This is a genomic window from Herbaspirillum aquaticum, from assembly GCF_002213425.1.
Classification (GTDB): Bacteria; Pseudomonadota; Gammaproteobacteria; order Burkholderiales; family Burkholderiaceae_D; genus Herbaspirillum; species Herbaspirillum aquaticum.
Map to the genome: position 1 here is coordinate 162,009 of NZ_NJGV01000006.1, position 21,306 is coordinate 183,314.

The window sequence follows — 21,306 nt, forward strand, 5'->3', positions numbered from 1 at the left end:
GTCAGCGGCCGGCACGGCGATAGAGGCGGAAGCGCTCGTCACGGTCGGAGGGGCGGCGGCCTTCCCAGACCATGCGCCAGTTGCCGGGATATTGGCGCAACAGGAGCGTGGCGTCCTGGTTGCTGATGTCATCCTGCAGCAGCAGGTAATCGCAACTCTGGTCGCGCTCATCGGCAAAACGCACGTTGCCGAAATAAGCGAAGGAAGCCCGTTGCGCCGGGCCGACATTGGTCTGCACGCACTGCTTGACCGAGGTCAGCTTGGCTTCGATCTGCTCGGCCACGCCGGCATAGCTCTTGCCATAGTTGACCCAGGGCAGCCACAGCGTCATGAGCAGCACCCAGCACAGGATCACGCCGCCCGAAGACAGCACCACCGCCCGCCACAAGACCGAAGGACGGCGCGAGATGCGCCAGTGCACCACCACGATCCAGGCGATGGTGGCGGCCACCGCAATGGCCAGCGAGATCCATTCGAAGCCGGGCTTGAAGCCGGGCGCAAGCTTGTAGGCATTGCGCGCGATCTTGGCCGGCCAGCCGGTTTCCTTGGCGATCCAGCCGATCCAGATGAAGGCGGCCGAGGTGGTCAGCGTCATCACCGAGAACCAGTCCACCGCATTGATGGCGCCGCGCTTCATGGTGGGCAGGCCGAAGGCGGCCAGGATCGCCAGCGGCGGCAGCAGCGGCAGCAGCATGCCTTCTTCGCGATGCACGTTGATCAGGATCAGCAGCGTGATGGGGATCAGGAAGGCCAGCGGCAGCGCGATATGCAGCGAACCCAGCTGGCGCCGCCAGGCGTAGAGCGCCCAGCCGGCGAAGGGCCAGGCGGGCCAGGCAAACCAGACGCCGTACTTGCCGAGGAAGGCCACGGTGGCCAGGGTGGGACGGTTCAACTGGTAGATGTTCCAGCTCATCCACAGCTCGAACTGGCTGGCGGCTTCAGCCGGGATCAGCTTGTGCAGGGTGACCACCCACGCGGCGCTCATGAGCAGGGCCAGCGGCAGCGACAACAACAGCAGCAGGCCCAGGGCCCGGCCATCCTTGCGCAGCGCGGCCAGCAACACCAGGGCGATCAATACGCCGGCCGGCAGGAGCCAGCCATAGGTCAGCACCAGCATGCCCAGCGCCGCGCCCAGCCAGATGCCATGGCGCAGCTTGCCGGCATCGAACACGCGGGCCGCGCCGAACATGGCATAGGCCACCAGGGCGATCTGCAGGGTCTTGGGACTGGTCTCATGGCTGTGCAGCAGCAGGCCGAGGAAACCGAGATAGATCAGGAAGGCACCATCGGCCAGGGTACGGCCGAAGTCCTTGGGTTCGGGCTGGCCACCGAAGGCCAGCTTCAAGGGCTGGGCTTCGGCACGACGGCCCAGCAGGTAGGTGGTGTACCAGATCGAGAGCGAACCGACCAGGAAGCAGCCGATGACCGAGAGGCGCGCGGCCAGCGGGTCGCCCAGCAGCCAGCCGAACAGTTTGATGCAAATTGCACCGAACCAGTAGGCCAGAGGGCTTTCAGCCGGCAGCGGCAGGCCGGCCACGTTGGGGGTGAGCCAGTCGGTGAGCGTACCGTGGGCCATGGTCCACATCACGCCGAAGGTGGTGGCGTCCTCGTTCTTCCAGGGGTCACGGCCGATCAGGCCGGGCAGGATGTAGAGGAGGGCGAGCGCAAGCAGGGCCATGCGCGGAAGCGCATTGGTCGCGGCGGCGGGAAGACGGACTGGCTTCATCAAGATCTTGTTGCTCTTGTTCTGTGCTGCGTGTTGGGTGATGCGCGGGCTGGGGTGGCCTTGGCCGCGCTTGCCGTTGTCGGCGGCTGATATTGTTGGCTGTTTTTTTAGCAGGCCCTATTGTGCAGGAAAACCCGGTAAATAGTTGTTTCTGTCTGCTACATGCTGGTGCAGGCCACGGGCTACGTACCACGGGTGGACCAAACAAAAAAGGCAGCCGGAGCTGCCTTTTTTGGAGGAAGTACTGATTACGCCTTCGAGACAGCAGTCTTCGAACCGACGGAACCGAACTTCTGGCGGAACTTCTCGACGCGGCCAGCGGTGTCGACGATCTTGTGCTTGCCGGTGTAGAACGGGTGCGATTCGGAAGACACTTCGATCTTTACCAGGGGATATTCCTTGCCTTCGAACTCGCCGGTTTCGCGGGTGCCGATGGTGGAGCGGGTGATGAACTTGAAGTCGTTCGACATGTCGTGGAACAGGACTTCGCGGTAATCCGGGTGGATGCCTTCTTTCATGATTGCCTCAAGAGTAGTTTGGTAGCCAATCGCCACTTCGTCGGTCGCCCTGCTTCTTGACCCGATTGATGATCACTTGCCGGTTTGGAAAAGTCCGAAATTATACAGTGGAATCAGGGGCTTGGGTCAAGGCGGGCGACCGAGCCGACCGGTGCGGCGTGGTATTTCAGATGAAAATGCGCCCGCCTTGTTTCCCATGGGGCAATGAAAAACGGCATGTCCGGTGAGGGACATGCCGTTTTCCGAACCTGCCAAGGACTTAGTTGCTTTGATGAACTTAGTTGCCCCGGCGCATCATGTCGAAGAACTCGGCGTTGTTCTTGGTGGACTTCATCTTGTCGAGGATGAATTCCATCGCCTCGATTTCATCCATGTCGTACATGAGCTTGCGCAGCACCCAGATCTTTTGCAGCTGGTCCGGCTTGATCAACAGCTCTTCGCGGCGGGTGCCGGACTTGGAGAGGTTGATGGCGGGGTAGACACGCTTTTCGGCCAGGCGGCGTTCCAGGTGCACTTCCATGTTGCCGGTGCCCTTGAATTCTTCGTAGATCACGTCATCCATGCGCGAACCGGTTTCGATCAGGGCGGTGGCGATGATGGTCAGCGAGCCGCCTTCTTCGACGTTGCGGGCAGCGCCGAAGAAACGCTTCGGGCGTTGCAGCGCGTTGGCGTCCACACCACCGGTGAGCACCTTGCCGGAGGCCGGGATCACGGTGTTGTAGGCGCGTGCCAGGCGGGTGATCGAGTCCAGCAGGATGACCACGTCCTTCTTCATTTCCACCAGGCGCTTGGCCTTTTCCAGCACCATTTCGGCGACCTGCACGTGACGCGTGGCCGGTTCGTCGAAGGTGGAGGCGACCACTTCGCCGCGCACCGAGCGCTGCATTTCGGTCACTTCTTCAGGACGTTCGTCGATGAGCAGCACGATCATCACGGTATCCGGATGATTGGTGGTGATGGCGTGGGCGATGTGTTGCAGCATCACCGACTTGCCCGACTTGGGCGAGGCCACCAGCAGGCCGCGCTGGCCGCGGCCGACCGGGGCGATCAGGTCGATGATGCGGCCGGTGATGTTTTCCTCGCCGCGCATGTCGCGCTCAAGCTGCAGGAGCTTGTTGGGATGCAGGGGCGTCAGGTTTTCAAACAGGATGCGGTGCTTGGAGGCTTCCGGCGGTTCGCCGTTGACCTTGTCGACCTTGACCAGGGCGAAATAGCGCTCGCCGTCCTTGGGCGTGCGCACTTCACCTTCGATGGAGTCGCCGGTGTGCAGGTTGAAACGACGGATCTGCGAAGGCGAGATGTAGATGTCGTCGGTGGACGCCATGTAGCTGGCGTCGGGCGAGCGCAGGAAGCCGAAGCCGTCAGGCAACACTTCGAGGGCGCCATCGCCAAAAATCTGTTCTCCTGATTTTGCGCGCTTCTTCAGGATGGCAAACATCAGCTCCTGTTTGCGCAGGCGCGCAGCATTCTCGATGTCCAGGCTGATGGCCATTTCCAGCAAGGCAGAGACGTGCATCGCTTTTAGTTCTGATAAGTGCATATGAGTGTCCCGGGACGGGATAAGTAAAGGTGGGGGAGGGAATTGCGTGGTGTGGATCTAGGATAAAGCCGGCCACCGTGTGGCGGGCGGACGGCAGCGCGAGCGCGCCGCCGTCGGATGTTACATCAGAATCAGATGTTGCTGTCGATGAACGAGACCAGCTGGCCCTTGGCCAGTGCGCCGACCTTCTGGGCAGCGGCGGCACCGTTCTTGAACAGGATCAGGGTCGGGATGCCGCGGATGCCGAACTTGGCCGGGATGGCCTGGTTGGAGTCCACGTCCAGCTTGGCGATCTGCAGCTTGCCGTCGTATTCCTTGGCGACTTCTTCCAGGATCGGGGCGATGGCCTTGCAGGGGCCGCACCATTCCGCCCAGAAATCAACCAGCACGGGCTTGTCGGACTTCAGCACATCGGCTTCGAAGGAGGCGTCAGTAATATGTTTGATATGTTCGCTCATGGCATTTCCTCGGTGTGAGGCAGTGGTGTAATTAGTCAATCAGCGCCGGTGGACACATACCATCAGGCCTGGCGTGAGCCATCAACGCTTCCGGAGTTGCTAGGTCTACGTGGAGTCGTTGCGCGCCGATTCAAGTTGTAATTGAAGCGCGGCAGAGGTAAGCGGCGGGATACAGGGGCAATCATAACCCATTTTGAGGGAAAGTGTGGACGCGCGGTCCGTGGCCTGTTGTCACCCGTCCTCATCCCTGCCATTGCGGCGCTGCGCTAGCACCGGCGCGGCTTTGCCCGCTGCACCCGCAGGGCCGGCAGGGCGCTGTCTGGCATACAATGCGCAGCATGGACTGCCCCGGCGCGATTGAAAAAATCTGTCGGAGCAAGAGAAAAATACAATGACCGCGCGGTCCGTTGACGCTCTTGTGCCGCCTCGGCCGTCACCTCGGCCGTGCAGATACGCGCTATCCTCACCAGCCCTCACCGAATCCAGAGAACGCATGCTGCTTGCCACCGTACCGATCCCGCCCACTCCCGATTTCTGGCAACAGGCCGTGCGCGCGCTGCTGCGCGAGGACCAGCCGCTGGGTCAGGCGCTGCAGGCGCAACAGGACGGCGTGCTGGATTTCTCGGGCGTGCAATTGATGGTGCCGGCGTTTTCCCACGCCCAGAATTTCAAGGCGGCCCTGGCGCGCGAACTGCGCCGGCCCTACATCGCCCCGCGCATCAATACGCTCTCCGGCCTGCTGGCGATGCAGCCGCCGGGTGAGAGCGTGCCGCCCTCCGAGAGCGAGCGGCTCATGCAGCTCTATGCGCAACTGCGCGAACACGGCTGGCTCAAGAAAATGTTTTCCGCCCGCCGCAATGCCGACCTGCTGCCGCTGGCGCAGACGCTCTTGTCCTTGTCCGATGAGCTGACCCTGGCGCTGTTGCCGGAGATCCGCGCCAATGCAGAGGGCGAAGAGGCTGCGGTGGGCCGCTGGACCCAGGCCCTGGCGCAATTGCTGGAGCCGCTCGCACCTTCGGCGCACGGCATGCTCTCCGATGAAGCGGCGCTGGTATGGCAGGTCTGGAAGACTCAGCTCGATGCCCATGACCGCATCGTGCAACGCTTTGATGCCATGCTGACCCTGGCTGACCAGGCCAGCCTGCCGCTGGTGTGGGTCAGCCCGACCGAACCGGAAGCGCTGGATGCGGCCTTCCTGTCGGCCTATGCACAGCGCCAGCCGGTGCGCATCGTCACGCTGGACTGGAGCCGTGCGGCGATTGCGCCGCTGCATCCGCTCTATTTGTCGGCCTGGGAAGAGCTGGTGCGCGACGATGAAGGCCTGCCGATGGAAGCGGACCAAGCTGCCGCATCCCCCGTACACCCCGTCGCGCTGCCCCGGCTGTGCCCGGCCGGCGACCTGGAAAACGCCGCGATACAAAGCGCACAGATCGTGCTGCGCTGGCTGCAGCAGGGCAAGACCGACATCGCCATCGTGGCCCAGGATCGCGTCACCGCACGCCGCCTGCGCGCCTTGCTGGAGCGTGCCGAAGTGGCCGTGGCCGACGAGACCGGCTGGAAGCTCTCCACCACCCGTGCTGCTGCTGCGCTGGCCGCATGGAATGACCTGGTCTCGGCGCGCGGTGAAACCAATGCGCTGCTGGACCTGTTGAAGTCGCCCTTCGTCTTTCCCGATGATGCCGACCGCAGCGACCGCGTCATGCGCATCGAAGCCCGGCTGCGCCGTACCAACATTGCCGGCGACTGGCAGGCACTGCAGTCGGCCTTTGCCGAAGCGGGGCAGGCTGATGACCTGGCCTGCATCATCACGCTGGCCAAACAGGCCGCGCGCTTCGGTGGCCGCAAGACGCTGGCGCAATGGTGCGAGACGCAGCGCGGCCTGTGCCAGGCGCTGGGCATGGAAAGCGCGCTGCGCGCCGATGGCGCGGGCGAGCAATGCCTGCTGATGCTCGACGAGATCGCCGCCGAGCAGGGTGGACTGGGCGATACCTTCAGTTTTGCGGAATGGCGCGCGCTGCTCAACTTGCGCCTGGATGCGACTTCCTTCATGCCGCCCATCAAGGACCGGCGCGTCGTGATGCTGCCCCTGAACGGCGCGCGGCTGCGGCGTTTCGAGGCGGTGCTGGTGATCGGTGCGGATGCGGCGCACTTGCCTTCACCTCCGCAGGAAACCCTGTTCTTCTCCAATGCCGTGCGGCGCGAACTGAACCTGGCCACGCGTGCCACGCGCCAGCGCCAGCAATTGCGCGACCTCACCGAATTGCTGTGCGTGAATCCGGAGGTGGTGCTGTGCTGGCAGACCCACCAGGATGGCGAGCCCAATCCCGTGAGCCCGTGGATCCAGCGCCTTGAACTGAAGCTGGCGCAGCAGGGCGCCACGCCCCTGGAACGTGTGAGCTTGCCGCCGCCATTGAAATCATTGGGTGCGGTGCTCTCCTCCATGCCGATGCCGAGCGCGCCGGATCTCTTGCCGGCGTCGCTGTCGGCCAGCGGCTTCGGCAGTTTCCTGGCCTGCCCGTATCAGTTCTTTGCGCAACGCATGCTGCGCGTGGCGGTGATGGATGAGCTCTCGGACATGCCCGAGAAGCGCGACTACGGCAGCTGGCTGCACGAAATTCTCTATCGCTATCACGCGCACCTGCGCGACAACGACACCCCGCTGCCGGCCCGTGCGCCTTTGCTGGCGCAGCTTTCCGAGGAAGTGTTCCAGCGCGAGATGCAACGCCATCCGGCCGCGCTGGCTTTCCATGCGCGCTGGCAGAAGGTGATGCCGGCCTATCTGCTGTGGGCCAACGAGCGCGAAGCGGAAGGCTGGCAATTCGCCTTCGGTGAAGAGTCGCAATCACACGCCCTGCAATGGCAGGATGGCGGCATCGAGTTGTTCGGACGCCTTGACCGGGTCGACCGCAATGCCGACGGCGAGCGCGCCGTGCTCGACTACAAGACCCGTACCGCCGCCAGCCTCCGGCAGAAGGTCAAGGAAGAGGATGACCACCAGCTGGCCTTCTATGGCCTGCTGGCCGGTGGTGCAGTGGAACACGCGCACTACGTCGCCCTCGAACTGGGCCCTGACAAGAAAACCGGCGACGCCGCCGCTCCCGATTTTGCACGCCAACAGAAGATGCTCCAGCAACAGATCACCACCACCATGCAAGCCGTCGCCCACGGCGCGGCCCTGCCGGCCAACGGCATTGAATCGGTCTGCCAGTATTGCGAGATGCGCGGCCTGTGCCGCAAGGGAGCCTGGCTGTGAGCGCGGCCGACAAGCAACCCGCGGCCTACGAGGTCAATGGGGAAGCCGTCGAGGCCGCTGTCTTCACGCGCGCCGCCTGCGATCCGCGTCATTCGGTCGTGGTCGAGGCCTGCGCCGGCAGCGGCAAGACCTGGCTGCTGGTAGCGCGCATGCTGCGCCTGCTGCTGGCCGGAGCGCAGGCACCGGAGCTGCTGGCCATCACCTTTACCCGCAAGGCCGCGCAGGAGATGCGCGAACGCCTGCTCGAACTGCTGCACGAACTGGCCCTGGCAGACGATACCGAGGCGGCGATGCTGCTGCGCGAACGCGGTGTGGCCGAGCCCGACCTGCCCCGCTTGCTGCCGGTGGCGCGCGGACTCTACGAGCGCATCCTCTCGTCTGAACAGAGCCTGTCCATCGACACCTTCCACAGCTGGTTCGCACGTTTGTTGCAGATTGCACCTTTGGCCTCCGGGGTGCCACACGGCTATTCCCTGACCGAAAAGAACGGCGAGCTGATCGATGAAGCCTACCGCCGCTTCATGCAGACACTGCGCGAGCCGGAGGGCGCGCCCGTCAAGGCGGCTCTGCTGGAACTGTACGAACTGGCAGGCGACTTCAACGCGCGCCAGTTGCTCGATGCCTTCATCGACAAGCGCGCCGAATGGTGGGCTGCCACGCAAGACGATGGCGAGCAAGGTGAAGAGGCAGCCGACATGTCCTCGCCCCTGCGCTGGCTGGAAGACCTGTGCGGCCCCGATGCGCAGCGCGATGCGCGCCTGTCGCTGTGGGACGATCCCGCACTGGTCGCGCGGGCCAGCCAGGTGGCGATCCTGCTGGGCCAGGGGGGCAGCGCCAACAAGACCCGCGCGGTAGCCATCGAATCGGCATTGACGGCCGGGTCTGCGCTGGAGAATTTCGACGCCCTCTACAGCCAGTTCTTCGATGACAAGGACAAGCCGCGCAAGAACGGCAAGGTCAAGTCGCTGCTGGCCGCTCTGGTGCAGCACTTCGGCAGCAGCGAGGAAGCTGCCCTGGCGGCGTTTGAAGAAGAGTTCAATGCCATCGGCAACGCACTGCGCAAGCTGCAGGGGCGCAGCAAGGAAAAGGCGGTCCTGCAACTCAACCGGGCCCTCTTCACCGCTGGCCGCGCCTACCTGGCCTGCTATCAGGAGGTGAAATCCGAACAGCGCGTGCTGGACTTCGCCGACCTCGAATGGCAGGCCTACCGCCTGCTGCGCAACGAGGCCAGCGCCGCCTACCTGCAGACCCGATTGGATGCGCGCTACAAGCACATCCTGCTCGACGAGTTCCAGGACACCAACCCGCTGCAATGGTGCATCGTGCGCTGCTGGCTCGATGCCTATGGCGGCGATGCGGCCCAGCCCAGCGTCTTCGTGGTGGGCGACCCCAAGCAATCCATCTATCGCTTCCGCCGCGCCGAGCCGCGCGTGTTCGTGGCCGCGCGCGAGATGCTGCGCGTGCAGGGTGCCGCCATCCTGCGCGCCAACCAGACGCGCCGCAATGCCTCGGCCGTGGTCGATGTACTGAATCGTTCATTCGTCATGGGCGGCAATCCGCTGTTCGCGCAGCAGACCACGCTGGGCCTTGCGGGGGGCGAGGTGTGGCGGCTTCCGCTGGCGCGGCAGGACGATGATGCAGAAAACGTCATTGCGCCTGAAACCGCCGAAGGATCGGCCTCGCCCGAATCTACCGAAAAGCCCGAGGACGTCATGCCCTGGCGCAACCCGCTGACCACGCCGCGCGGCGAGGAAGACGACGCCCGCCGCCTGCTGGAAGGGCAGGCGCTGGCGCAGGCCTTGCTCAAAGCCCGTCGCGAAGTGCCGGTGGCCGACGCCCGGGGCACGCGGCCCATGCGCTGGGGCGACATCATGCTGCTGGTCCGCAAGCGCACGCACCTGGCCGCTTACGAGAGCGCCTTGCGCGCCGCAGGGATTCCCTTCATTTCCGACAAGCGCGGCGGCCTGCTCGAATCGCTGGAAATCGCCGACCTGATCGCGTTGCTGACGTTCCTCATCACGCCCAACGACACGCGCGCGCTGGCCCATGTGCTCAAGAGCCCGATCATCGGCGCGGCCGATGACGACCTGGTGCAGATCGCACGCCGTGTCGCGCAAGCCGAAGGCGGGCACTGGTGGCAGCATCTGCAGGGCATGCAGGAAGAAGGAACGGCATCTGCCGCCCTGGTGCGTGCCGTGACCCTGCTGCAACGCTGGCTGCAGGCGGCACCGCATCTGCCGGTGCATGACTTGCTGGACATGATCCTGCACCAGGGCGAGCTGGTGGCGCGCTATGCGCAGCATGCCTCGCCGCTCACGCGCAGCCAGACCCTGGGCAACATTGCGGCCTTCGTGGAACTGTCGTTGAACATGGATGCAGGGCGCTATCCGAGCTTGCCCAAATTCATCGATGCCTTGCGCGTCCTGCAGCGTACCTCCGGCGGCGATGCCCCCGATGAGGCGAGCGTGGACGCCAGTGCCGACGCGGTGCGCATCCTCACCGTGCACAGCGCCAAGGGCCTGGAAGCGCCGGTGGTGGCCATCCTCGATGCCAATCACAGCGAGTCGGTGGAAGACAATCTCGGCATCCTCTGCGCCTGGCCGCAGGACCAGGATGCGCCCACGCACTTCTCGGCCTTTGGCCGGCGCAGCGAACGCGGCTGCGCGCGTGACACGCTGTTCGCGGAAGAGGAAAGCCTGAAGACGCAGGAAGACTGGAACCTGCTCTACGTCGCCGTCACGCGCGCCAAGCAATTGCTGCTGGTGTCGGGCGTGGCCGGCACGCGCGGTGCGGACGAGGGCGGGGTGGTGGAAGGCAGCTGGTATCAGCGCCTCTTCGCCAGCGATGCGCCGGTGCGCGAGATCGGCGAGGACGCCGTTCACGGTGCCGATGCCGCCGCCATCGAGGAGCAATTCTCGCTGGCGCTGTTTGATCCCAAGCCGGTGCCGATGTCGCTCTTCGGCGCGGCGCAGGAGGAGGACGTGCTGCCTGAGGTCGATGCCGATGGCACCCTGGTCAGCACCGAAGCCATCGATGAAGGTGTGGCCCTGCATGCGCTGCTGGAGCGGCTCACGCACGGCAACGCATGGCCGCTGCAGTTGCCCTCGCCACCGGCCCTGGTGCGCTGGCTGGGCATCTCTGCGGAGATGGCGCAGGTAGTGCATGCGCAGGCACGCGTGGTGCTGGCACAGCCGGAACTGGAGCGCTTCTTCAACCCGGCGCTGCATCGCTGGGCGCGCAATGAAATGGAGATCGTCGCCCCATCTGGTGTCATGCGGCTGGATCGCGTGGTCATGTTCGATGACGAAGTCTGGGTAATCGATTACAAGCGCCGTCTGCTGGAGAGCGAGCGCGCCGATTACGCCGCGCAGCTGGCGCGCTATCGCAGTGCGCTCGTGTCAGTCTTTTCTGACAAGCGAATCAGGTCTGCTCTGATTACCGCTGACGGCACACTGACCGAACATTGAGGCTCCCCTAACCACATTCATCTTCTCAATGCGCTTCGGATAACTTCCAGAAATTCAATAAATATCAAATCAGGAAATTCAGATTTCCGTTGTAGGTTAAAAAAAAGATCATCGCGTAGAGCAAGAGTGATATCTTCTGTGCTCCGGTTTTTTGATGAGGGATTTTTTCTTCAAAAATCTTCTTGCCAAATCGGGCCCGGTCTCGTCGGGCAGCGCTAGCTGCACATGCCAGGCATGTTGCTCACGCGATCCGCAAACTGCACGTCACCGTCAATGGTTGGCGTGCCACTGCGGTTCAACACCACATCGTTACAGGAGGAGATATGGAGTGGGCTCTTCCGTCGTTCACCCTCGCACAGACGCTGCAATGGAATGCCCTGCTGGTATTCGGCGGCCTGCTGCTCTTCGGGCTGATCGCGGGCTACGTAGTTTCCAAGTCCCCATGGGTGCCACGCATCACGGGTTATCTGCTGGTCGGCTTCCTCTTGGGGGCCGGCGGGTTCAATCTGCTTTCCGGTGAAGTCCTCAAGGTCACCAACATCTTTGCCGATATCGCTGTCGCGCTGGTGGTGTATCAGCTGGGACGCTACGTCGACATCGGCTGGCTGCGCCGCGAAAAATGGCTGATGATCACGGTGGCCGTGTCGGCCGTGCTGTGTTTCGGTTTCGTCAGCATCGCGCTTACCTGGTTCGGTACCGATTCGGTGATGGCGCTCCTGGGCGGCGTGATGGCCATTGCCACCGCACCGGCCGTGGTGCTGGTGGTGCTGCGCGACCTCAAGGCGGAAGGCCAGGTCACGCGCCGCCTGGCGGCCATGACCGCGCTCAACAACTTCGTGGCCGTACTGGCAGCCTATGCACTCTTGCCGGTGATCGCGCATGAGGCCGGCACGCCCGTCTGGACCCTGATCCAGCACACCCTGTATTCGCTGGTGGGCTCGGCCATCCTGGCCTACCTGACCTACTGGCTGATGATGCCGCTGGCGCGCCTGCTGGGCCGCGAGAACAGCTCGCAGTTCGTGCTGGTGATCTCGGTGATCGCTTTGGCCATCGGTGTGGCGCATGCGCTGCATCTGCCGGTGATGTTGACGATGCTGATCTTCGCCATCCTCTCCAAGAACCTGGATCGCCAGTTCGACCTGATGGAGCTGGAGTTTGGTGTCGCCAATGAGTTGTTCGTGGTGATGCTGTTCGTCACCGTGGGCGCGTCGATGAAGCTGTCGGACCTGAGTCTTCTGGGCTTCTCGGTCTTGATCCTGATCGCCGCGCGCTTTTTGGCCATGGGCCTGGGCGTCTTCCTGTTTGCCCGCTTTGCCCGCATGAACTGGCGCCAGGCCGGCCTGCTCACGCTGGGCACCCTGCCCATGACCGAGGTCGGCGTGGGCCTGATGCAGACGGTGTCGTCGCTGTATCCGCACACCACGGCCAATGTCTTGCCGCTGCTGGCGGGCAGCATGGTGGTCCTGGAATTCCTGGGGCCGGTGGCAACCCAGTTTGCCCTGATCAAATCTGGAGAGAGTGGACGCGAATGAATACCGAGACACTGATCCGCAATGAACACGATATCCCCGGCACCCAGGCCCACGTGGCCGGTCCGCAGGGGAGCGCCGGCATCCTGCCGTTCGGTTCCTCCACGCCCTTTACCATGGGCATCGAGCTGGAACTGCAACTGGTGAACCGCCGCAACTACAACCTGGCCAGCGATGCAGTGGACCTGCTGAACTGGATCGAGCCGCGTGATTTGCAAAAGCAGATCAAGCTGGAAATGACGCAGGGGATGATCGAGCTGAACTCCGGCATCCACACCCGCGTGGATGAACTGATCGAGGAATTGAAGGGCTTGCGCGGCGCCTTGAACCGCGGCGCGCAGTACCTCAACATCGATGTCTCCGGCGGTGGCGCGCACCCCTTCCAGCACTGGAACGAGCAGCGCATTACGCCCAGCGAACGCTTCCATTATTTGCACGAGAAGTACGGCTACCTGGCCAAGACCTTTACGGTCTTCGGGCAGCACATCCACATCGGTGTGGAGAACGGCGATGATGCGCTGTATCTCACCCATGGCTTCTCGCGTTACGTGCCGCATTTCATCGCGCTGTCGGCGGCGTCGCCCTTTTACCAGGGCGCGGACACCAAGTTCGATTCCTCGCGCAGCAACGTGGTGCGGGCGTTCCCGCTGTCGGGCACGGCACCGGTGCATACCAAGTGGGCCGAGTTCGAAACCTATTACGATGAGCTGCACCAGATGGGCATCATCGCCAGCATGAAGGATTTCTACTGGGATATCCGTCCCAAGCCCGAATACGGCACCGTGGAGATCCGCGTCTGCGATACGCCGCTGACCATCGAGCATGCCGCGCACCTGGGTGCCTATGCGCAATTGCTGGCGCGCTGGATCCTGACCGAGCGGCCTTTCGTGGTGGGCGATGATTTCTACCTGCTGTACCAGTTCAACCGTTTCGAGGCCAGCCGCTTCGGGCTCAATGGCCAGTTGGCCCTGCATGGCGCGACTCCCGCGCAATCGCGCAAGCTGCCCATCTATGAACACCTGCTGCAGCAATTGCAGCTGCTGGAGCCCTATGTGGCCAACGAGGCCGAGCAGCAGACCCTCACGCGCCTGCGCCGCATCGCGCATGATCGCCTGTCCGACGCCGGCTGGCTGCGCCAGATGTTTGCGCAGCGGGGTTCGCTCAATGACATGATGCGCTTGTCTTCGGAATTGTGGATGGGCGTGGAGCCGCCGCCATACTTCCAGTAAACGATATAAATGATATAAATTGCTGGTTAGGATAAAGTTGCACCAAAGTTGAGGCACCTGGCATTCCGCGTGTTTGCAGAGCGCGCGGAATGATGGGAGGAAGAAGGCGAAGGGCCGGTATCGCAAGATGCCGGCCCTTTGTCTTTATGGCTGACCGGCTGATGGCATCGGCGTTGTTTCCTGGCCCTTGTGCTTTCGGGGCGGGATCGCGGACAATCACGGCTTTGAAGCGGCCTCGGGCTGCACCGAGATGCGTGCCGGAGGAAGCATGAGCAAGAACAACCCCAATCAATTTGACGTGGCCATCATCGGCGCCGGTGCGGCCGGCATGATGTGCGCGGCCGTGGCCGGCCAGCGCGGCCGGCGCGTGGTGCTCATCGACCATGCCAGCAAACTGGCCGAGAAGATCCGCATCTCCGGCGGTGGCCGCTGCAATTTCACCAATGTGGGCGCGGGGCCGCAGCACTATCTCTCGCAGAATCCGCATTTCTGCCGCAGCGCCTTGTCGCGCTATACGCCGCAGGATTTCATCGGGCTGGTCAAGCGCCATCGCATCGGTTTCCATGAGAAGCACAAGGGGCAGCTCTTCTGCGACGACTCCGCTGAAGACATCATCGCCATGCTCAAGGCTGAGTGCGATGCGGGTAACGTCAGCTGGCGCATGCCCTGCACGGTGCAGGAGGTTGGCAAGAGCGCAGAGCAGTTCCGCATTGCCACCAGTGCTGGCGAGATCCAGGCCAGCAGTCTGGTGATTGCGACCGGCGGGCTCTCCATTCCCAAGATCGGCGCCACCGACTTTGCCTATCGCATCGCCCGCCAGTTCGACCTGAAGCTGGTGGAGACGCGTCCCGGCCTGGTGCCGTTGACCTTCGACGGCAAGGCTTGGCAGTCGCTCACCGAGCTGGCCGGGATTGCGCTGGAAGTGGAGGTGGAGACCGGCGTGAAGAAGGAGCGCGGGCACTTCCTGGAAGACCTGCTGTTCACCCATCGCGGGCTCTCGGGGCCGGCCATCCTGCAGATTTCCAGTTTCTGGAAACCCGGCACACCGCTGACGCTGAACCTGTTGCCGCAACTGGATGTGGCCGACACGCTCATCGAGGGCAAGGGTGCGCTGAAGAAGAATCTCGGCAATCTGCTGGCGCAATGGCTGCCCAATCGCCTGGCCGAAGGCTGGCTCAAGATCAATGGTTTCGATGCCGGTGCGCGCATTGCCGACATGCCCGACAAGTCCCTCAAGAAGCTGGGCGATTCACTCAATCGCTGGGTGATCCTGCCCAGCGGCTCGGAAGGCTATCGCAAGGCCGAGGTCACCCTGGGCGGCGTGGATACGCGCGAGCTGTCGCAGCAGACCATGATGGCCAGCAAGGTGCCGGGACTGCATTTCATCGGCGAGGCCATGGATGTGACCGGCTGGCTTGGGGGCTACAATTTCCAGTGGGCGTGGGCCTCAGGCGTGGCGGCGGGTTCAGCGGTGTGAGGCCGGCCGGCAGGGCAGGCGTTGGACTTTTTCCTTCATTTGCCCTTGACTTCAGGTGAAGGATCATCTTGACTGTGATAAGTGCCTGATTCTTATCCGTTTTTTACCACGGTGGTGGAAAAAATGCCACGTTTGGCCTTCCAATCGGGTGCCAGTACTGCTACAATCGCCTTCTTTGCTAATCCAACCTAACCTTTCTGGTTTGAATTTACATGACCACTATTCGCGTTAAAGAGAACGAGCCGTTCGAAGTTGCAATGCGTCGCTTCAAGCGCACCATCGAAAAGACCGGTCTGCTGACCGAACTGCGCGCACGCGAGTTCTACGAAAAGCCGACCGCTGAGCGCAAGCGCAAGCTGGCTGCTGCCGTGAAGCGTCACTACAAGCGTATCCGCAGCCAACAGCTGCCGAAGAAGCTGTACTAAGAATTTCTCGCCGCGCATTCGTGCGGCCGATGTGTAAACCCGCTCCGGTGTTGGTCCGCAGCGGGTTTTCGCATTTATTCCCGATTTGTCGTGGTGTTTTCTCCGGGCGGGTATTGGCCTGGTTTTTCCTGTTGGCAGCCCCAGATAGGAAGGAAAGCACCAATTCGGGCTGGCGATAAGCCCATCCATGTTCTACGATGCCAAGACCGGGCCCTGCTTTGTTGCTGCCCGGAATACTGGATGCGGGATGGCGCCAGATCGCAGAATACTCATCCACCTCATCTTCGGAGTACCCCATGGGTTTGAAAGAGCAGATCACGGAAGACATGAAGGCCGCCATGCGTGCCAAGGACATGGGCAAGCTGGGCACCATCCGCCTCTTGACCGCCGCGATGAAGCAAAAGGAAGTCGATGAGCGCGTCGAGCTGACCGACACCCACGTGCTGGCCATCATCGACAAGATGGTCAAGCAGCGCAAGGATTCCATCTCGCAGTTCGAAGCCGGCGGCCGCCAGGACCTGGCTGACGTCGAAAAGGCCGAACTGGCCGTGCTGGCCGCCTACATGCCGGCCAGCCTGTCGGATGACGAGATCAAGGCTGAAGTCCAGGCTGCGGTTGCCGCCACGGGCGCCGCCGGTCCCCAGGACATGGGCAAGGTCATGGGCGTGTTGAAGCCCAAGCTGGCCGGACGTGCCGACATGACGGCAGTGTCCGCCCTGGTCAAGGCCGCGCTGGCTGCTTAAGCAGTCCTTAGCCTCGTTGCCTACTGCCACGCTGCCCAGGTGATTCCCCAGTCGTTCATCCAGGACCTGCTCAACCGCGTCGACATCGTTGACGTGGTGGGCCGCTATGTGCAACTGAAGAAGGGTGGCGCCAATTTCATGGGCCTGTGCCCCTTCCACAACGAGAAATCCCCCAGTTTCACCGTCAGCCCGACCAAGCAGTTCTATCACTGCTTCGGCTGCGGGGCGCATGGCACGGCGATCAGTTTCCTGATCGAGTATTCGGGCATGGGATTCGTGGAAGCGGTGAAGGACCTGGCCCAGAACGTGGGCATGGTGGTGCCGGAGCGCGAAGACAACATCCCCCTGGCCCAGCGCCAGGAAAAGCAGGCCAAGAGCATGGCCCTGTCGGACGTGATGACGCGTGCCAACGATTTCTATCGTCACCAGTTGCGCAGTGCCCAGCCCGCCATTGCCTATCTCAAGGGACGTGGATTGACCGGCGAAGTCGCCGCCCGCTTTGGCCTGGGCTATTCGCCGGACGAATGGGACAGCCTGCGCCAGGTCTTCCCCGACTACGAGAACGACGTGCTGGTCGAGTCCGGCCTGGTGATCGACAAGAGCGAAGAGGGCGGTGGCCATCGCAAGCGTTATGACCGCTTCCGTGGCCGCATCATGTTCCCCATCCGCAATACCAAAGGCCAGGTGATCGGCTTTGGCGGCCGGGTGATGGATGGCGGCGAACCGAAGTACCTGAACTCGCCCGAAACGCCGCTGTTCCAGAAGGGCAGCGAGTTGTATGGCCTGTTCGAAGCGCGCCAGGCGATCCGTGAAGCAGGTTATGTGCTGGTGACCGAGGGCTACATGGATGTGGTGGCGCTGGCCCAACTGGGTTTCCCGCAGGCCGTGGCCACGCTGGGAACGGCCTGCACCCCCATCCATGTGCAGAAGCTGGTTCGCCAGACCGATGAAGTCATCTTCAGCTTCGACGGCGACAACGCCGGCCGCCGCGCCGCCCGCCGCGCGCTGGAGGCCTGCCTGCCGCATGCTTCGGACAACAAGACGATCAAGTTCCTGTTCCTGCCCAAGGAACATGACCCTGACAGTTACGTGCGCGAGATGGGTGCCCCGGCCTTTGAGGCGCAGATCCGCGAAGCCATGCCGCTGTCGCAGTTCCTTCTCCAGGAAATCATTGGCGAGAACGACTTGCGCACGCTCGAAGGCCGCGCCCATGCGCAGTTTGCCGCCAAGCCGCTGCTGCAGGCCTTGCCGGCCTCCGGTTTGCGTTTGCAGATCGTGCGCAGCGTGGCCCAGGCCACGCAGACCACGCCGGCCGAGCTGGAAGTGCTGTTTGAGCTGGAAAAGCCGGTGGCGCGCGTACGCAGCGCCCCGCCCCGCACCAAGCGCACCGCCCCGGTCGGGCTGGAGCGCCAGATCATGCGGCTCTTGGTGGCACATCCGCAACTCTCGGCCGACCTCGATGCCGCCGCGCTGGAAGCCATCGCCCGCATCGCGCCGGACCAGGCCGAGATGCTCTCGCACCTGGTCGGTGTGGCCCAGGGCATGGGCGAACAGGCCAATTTCGCCGCGCTGGTCGAGCACCTGCGCGAGGGCGGGCCCGAGTTTGACTCGATGATCGCGGAAATCGCGGCCGAGTCGGAATCCGAATTCGATGTGGTGCGGGCCGAGATGGCCGGTGCCATCCGCCAGGCCAGGATCCGTGCACTCGATGACGAGATGCAGATGCTGGTGGCATCCAACCTGCGCACCGAGGAAGAGCGCAATCGCTACCGCGAGCTGATGCAGCGCAAGGAATGGCTCAAGCGCCAGACCGGCGGTGCAGTCGCAGCAGGTTGAGTGACGGCTTTTCCGGGGAAAACCGGAGGCCTGGAAAGGAATCGGCAGAAAGGGTCTTGCGTGAGGTGCTGCGTGACCTGATCTGGAGAGTGGGCAGGAGCAGGAAGGCAGGAATCGGCCTGGTGTGGAAAACGCGGTAAAGCACTGCAAATTGTCGTGTTTTACGCACCGGATCGCTGGCGGATGGCCGAATATCGCGGCTTGATCCCCGGGAAAAGAGCCCCATCTGTGCTATACTATAGGGCTTTAGTTCCGCCGGATGGCTCTTGCATCCCCCACCCTGCGGCGACATGCCTTCACCCCGGCGCATCGGGAGGGAGGACGGCAGACAGCGGTATCGCCTGCCGGATTGCAAGCGGCATGACTGCCTGCTGCACGCGATCGATGGCCCGCCGGAAAAAGGAACGTTGCGCGTGCAGCCGGAGTCTACCGGGCAACCGGTACCGGAGTTGCATTATTAGCATGACTTGATTGGCGCAATGAGTGAATTCTCAATTGGCAGTTGATTCTATGGCAAATGCAATGAAGAAACCCGCGAAAACTCCAGCAGCGTCGGCAAAGAGCAGCAGGACGGCAGCGGCGGTAAAATCGACCGCCGCGGCCAAGACCACCCAGGCGGTAGCCGCCAAATCGCCAGTCAAGGGGACGGCGAAGGCTGCTGTCACCGTAAAACCCACGGCCAAGACTGCAGCAGCAGCGACGCCGAAGAAGACGGCAGCCCAGACAACTGCCGCCAAGCCGGCCCGCGCCGCATCGCCCAAAGCGACTGCAACGCCAGCCAACAAGTTACCTCAAGCCGCCGAACAAGCGGTTTCTGTGAAAGCGACGAAGACTTCCGTGACCACCAAGAAACCCGAAACCAAGACCGCCAAGACCACCAAAGCCGCACAGGTGGAAGGCAAAGACGTCAGCGCGACTGCTGCGTCGAGCGTAAGCCAAACCACTGATGCCGCTGCCCTGGCAGCCATCGACACGTCCGGCTATGTGCTGCCGAGCGTCAAGGTGCCGGGCCGCCGTGGCCGCAAGCCCAAGGAATTCCAGCCCGAGAGCGATGAAGTTGCAGCACTGAACACCATCGAGCGTACCGAACTGAAGGCCGCCGACAAGGCCAAGGCCAAGGATCGCAAGGCCAAGGAAAAGGCCCTGCTGAAGGACGCCTTCTCTTCCGACACCGAAGCCAGCGAAGAAGAGCTGGAGCGCCGTCGCCAGAAGCTGAAGACCCTGATCAAGCTGGGCAAGGAGCGTGGTTTCCTGACCTTCTCGGAAATCAACGACCACCTCCCGGAAAACATCGTCGATCCGGAAGCCATCGAAGGCATCATCGGTACCTTCAGCGACATGGGCATCTCGGTCTACGAGCACGCTCCTGATGCGGAAACCCTGCTGCTGTCGGACAACGTGGCCAACGTGGCCAGCGATGACGACGCCGAAGCCGCTGCAGAAGCCGCGCTGTCGACCGTCGATTCCGATTTCGGCCGTACCACCGACCCGGTGCGCATGTACATGCGTGAAATGGGTTCAGTCGAACTGCTGACCCGCGAAGGCGAAATCGAAATCGCCAAGCGCATCGAAGACGGTCTCAAGGACATGATCCAGGCCATCTCCGCCTGCCCGACCACGATCGCCGAGATCCTGGCCGCGGCTGACCGCATCTCCAAGGACGAGATCAAGGTCGACGAAATCGTCGACGGCCTGGTCGACCCCAACGAGAGCGAACAGCAGGTCGAGGCCGCCTCTTCCGACTCCGATGAGGACGACGAAGAAGAGGAAGAAGAGGAAGAAGACGAAGAAGAAGAGGAAAACGAGAGCAGTGGCTCTGGTGCCGCAGGCTTCTCCGCCGAACAGCTGGAACAGTTGAAGCGCGACGCGCTGGGCAAGTTCGCCGTCATCGGCACCCAGTTCGAGAACATGCGCAAGGCCTTCGAGAAGGAAGGCTACAACTCCAAGCCTTACGTCAAGGCCCAGGAAATCATTTCCAACGAGCTGCTGGGTATCCGCTTCACCGCCAAGATCGTCGAGAAGCTGTGCGACACCCTGCGTGCGCAGGTGGACGAAGTGCGTACCGTGGAACGCCAGATCCTGGACGTGGCTGTCAACAAGTGCAACATGCCGCGCGCGCACTTCATCAAGGTGTTCCCGGGCAATGAAGTGAACCTGGACTGGGTGGACGGCGAAGTCGCCGCCAACCATGACTACAGCACCGTGCTGAGCCGCAACGTGCCGGCCATCAAGGAACTGCAGCAGAAGCTGATCGACCTGCAGGCGCGCGTGGTACTGCCGCTGCCTGACCTGCGTGCGATCAACAAGAAGATGGGCGCCGGCGAGAAGAAGGCGCGCATGGCCAAGCGTGAAATGACCGAGGCCAACCTGCGTCTGGTGATCTCGATCGCCAAGAAGTACACCAACCGTGGCCTGCAGTTCCTGGACCTGATCCAGGAAGGCAACATCGGTCTGATGAAGGCGGTGGACAAGTTCGAATATCGTCGCGGCTACAAGTTCTCGACCTATGCGACCTGGTGGATTCGCCAGGCCATCACCCGTTCGATCGCTGACCAGGCGCGCACCATCCGTATTCCGGTGCACATGATCGAAACGATCAACAAGATGAACCGCATCTCGCGTCAGATCCTGCAGGAAACCGGTGCCGAGCCGGATCCCGCGACCCTGGCGATCAAGATGGAAATGCCGGAAGACAAGATCCGCAAGATCATGAAGATCGCCAAGGAACCGATCTCCATGGAAACGCCGATCGGTGACGACGACGATTCCCATCTGGGCGACTTCATCGAAGACAACAACACGCTGGCGCCGGCTGATGCGGCCTTGCATGCTTCGATGCGCAACGTGGTCAAGGACATCCTGGATTCCCTGACCCCGCGCGAAGCGAAGGTGCTGCGCATGCGTTTCGGTATCGAGATGTCGACCGACCATACGCTGGAAGAAGTGGGCAAGCAGTTCGACGTGACCCGCGAGCGTATTCGTCAGATCGAAGCCAAGGCATTGCGCAAGCTGCGTCATCCTTCGCGTTCGGACAAGCTCAAGAGCTTCCTGGAAGGGAACTGATCTCAAGGGTGAGTCAGGATTGGCCGGCGAGATGTTAAAATC

13 protein-coding genes are annotated in these 21,306 nt (G+C 62.6%); 9 read left to right on the plus strand and 4 right to left on the minus strand.

The genetic code is table 11. The annotated features are described in order from the left end of the window. Position 1: 1 nt before the first annotated feature. The 4 genes from CEJ45_RS08235 to trxA all read right to left on the minus strand — a co-directional run bounded on the left by CEJ45_RS08235 (position 2) and on the right by trxA (position 4,242). Positions 2–1,726 carry an ArnT family glycosyltransferase gene (locus CEJ45_RS08235; RefSeq protein ID WP_088754674.1) on the minus strand — a complete coding sequence of 575 codons (1,725 nt, stop codon included), beginning with the start codon at positions 1,724–1,726 and terminating at the stop codon, positions 2–4. Positions 1,727–1,974: 248 nt separating this feature from the next. Continuing rightward, the gene (locus CEJ45_RS08240; protein ID WP_088754675.1) at positions 1,975–2,244 is read right to left on the minus strand and encodes a type B 50S ribosomal protein L31; all 270 of its coding nucleotides are present in this window, start codon (positions 2,242–2,244) and stop codon (positions 1,975–1,977) included. 277 nt (positions 2,245–2,521) lie between these two features. Beyond that, a complete protein-coding gene (gene rho, locus CEJ45_RS08245) occupies positions 2,522–3,784 on the minus strand; it encodes a transcription termination factor Rho (protein ID WP_008325783.1) in 1,263 nt (420 codons plus the stop codon). Positions 3,785–3,915: 131 nt separating this feature from the next. Continuing rightward, positions 3,916–4,242, minus strand: a complete 327-nt coding sequence (gene trxA / locus CEJ45_RS08250) for a thioredoxin TrxA (RefSeq protein ID WP_006462943.1) — start codon at positions 4,240–4,242, stop codon at positions 3,916–3,918. Between the two features lie 493 nt (positions 4,243–4,735). Here trxA and CEJ45_RS08255 point away from each other — a divergent pair, with 493 nt between their 5' ends. From CEJ45_RS08255 to rpoD, 9 genes are all read left to right on the plus strand, one after another. After that, on the plus strand, positions 4,736–7,495 hold the full coding sequence (locus CEJ45_RS08255; protein ID WP_088754676.1) for a PD-(D/E)XK nuclease family protein: 2,760 nt from the start codon (positions 4,736–4,738) through the stop codon (positions 7,493–7,495). Then, positions 7,492–10,962: a UvrD-helicase domain-containing protein gene (locus CEJ45_RS08260; RefSeq protein WP_187697645.1), complete on the plus strand. Its 3,471-nt coding sequence runs from the start codon at positions 7,492–7,494 to the stop codon at positions 10,960–10,962. The genes CEJ45_RS08255 and CEJ45_RS08260 overlap by 4 nt, the downstream gene beginning before the upstream one ends. 323 nt (positions 10,963–11,285) lie before the next feature. Continuing rightward, the gene (locus CEJ45_RS08265; RefSeq protein ID WP_034331088.1) at positions 11,286–12,494 is read left to right on the plus strand and encodes a cation:proton antiporter; all 1,209 of its coding nucleotides are present in this window, start codon (positions 11,286–11,288) and stop codon (positions 12,492–12,494) included. Then, positions 12,491–13,720 (plus strand): YbdK family carboxylate-amine ligase, encoded by a 1,230-nt coding sequence (locus CEJ45_RS08270; RefSeq protein WP_255475315.1) that lies wholly within the window; start codon positions 12,491–12,493, stop codon positions 13,718–13,720. The genes CEJ45_RS08265 and CEJ45_RS08270 overlap by 4 nt, the downstream gene beginning before the upstream one ends. 268 nt (positions 13,721–13,988) lie before the next feature. Next, entirely contained in the window at positions 13,989–15,197 is a 1,209-nt protein-coding gene (locus CEJ45_RS08275; RefSeq protein ID WP_088754678.1) for a BaiN/RdsA family NAD(P)/FAD-dependent oxidoreductase, read from the plus strand. 212 nt (positions 15,198–15,409) lie between these two features. Then, entirely contained in the window at positions 15,410–15,622 is a 213-nt protein-coding gene (gene rpsU / locus CEJ45_RS08280) for a 30S ribosomal protein S21 (protein ID WP_006462949.1), read from the plus strand. Between the two features lie 296 nt (positions 15,623–15,918). Beyond that, positions 15,919–16,365: a GatB/YqeY domain-containing protein gene (locus tag CEJ45_RS08285; RefSeq protein WP_088754679.1), complete on the plus strand. Its 447-nt coding sequence runs from the start codon at positions 15,919–15,921 to the stop codon at positions 16,363–16,365. Between the two features lie 39 nt (positions 16,366–16,404). Continuing rightward, positions 16,405–18,201, plus strand: a complete 1,797-nt coding sequence (gene dnaG / locus CEJ45_RS08290; protein ID WP_088754680.1) for a DNA primase — start codon at positions 16,405–16,407, stop codon at positions 18,199–18,201. Positions 18,202–18,711: 510 nt separating this feature from the next. Continuing rightward, the gene (gene rpoD, locus CEJ45_RS08295) at positions 18,712–21,264 is read left to right on the plus strand and encodes an RNA polymerase sigma factor RpoD (RefSeq protein WP_088754681.1); all 2,553 of its coding nucleotides are present in this window, start codon (positions 18,712–18,714) and stop codon (positions 21,262–21,264) included. Positions 21,265–21,306: the final 42 nt, after the last annotated feature.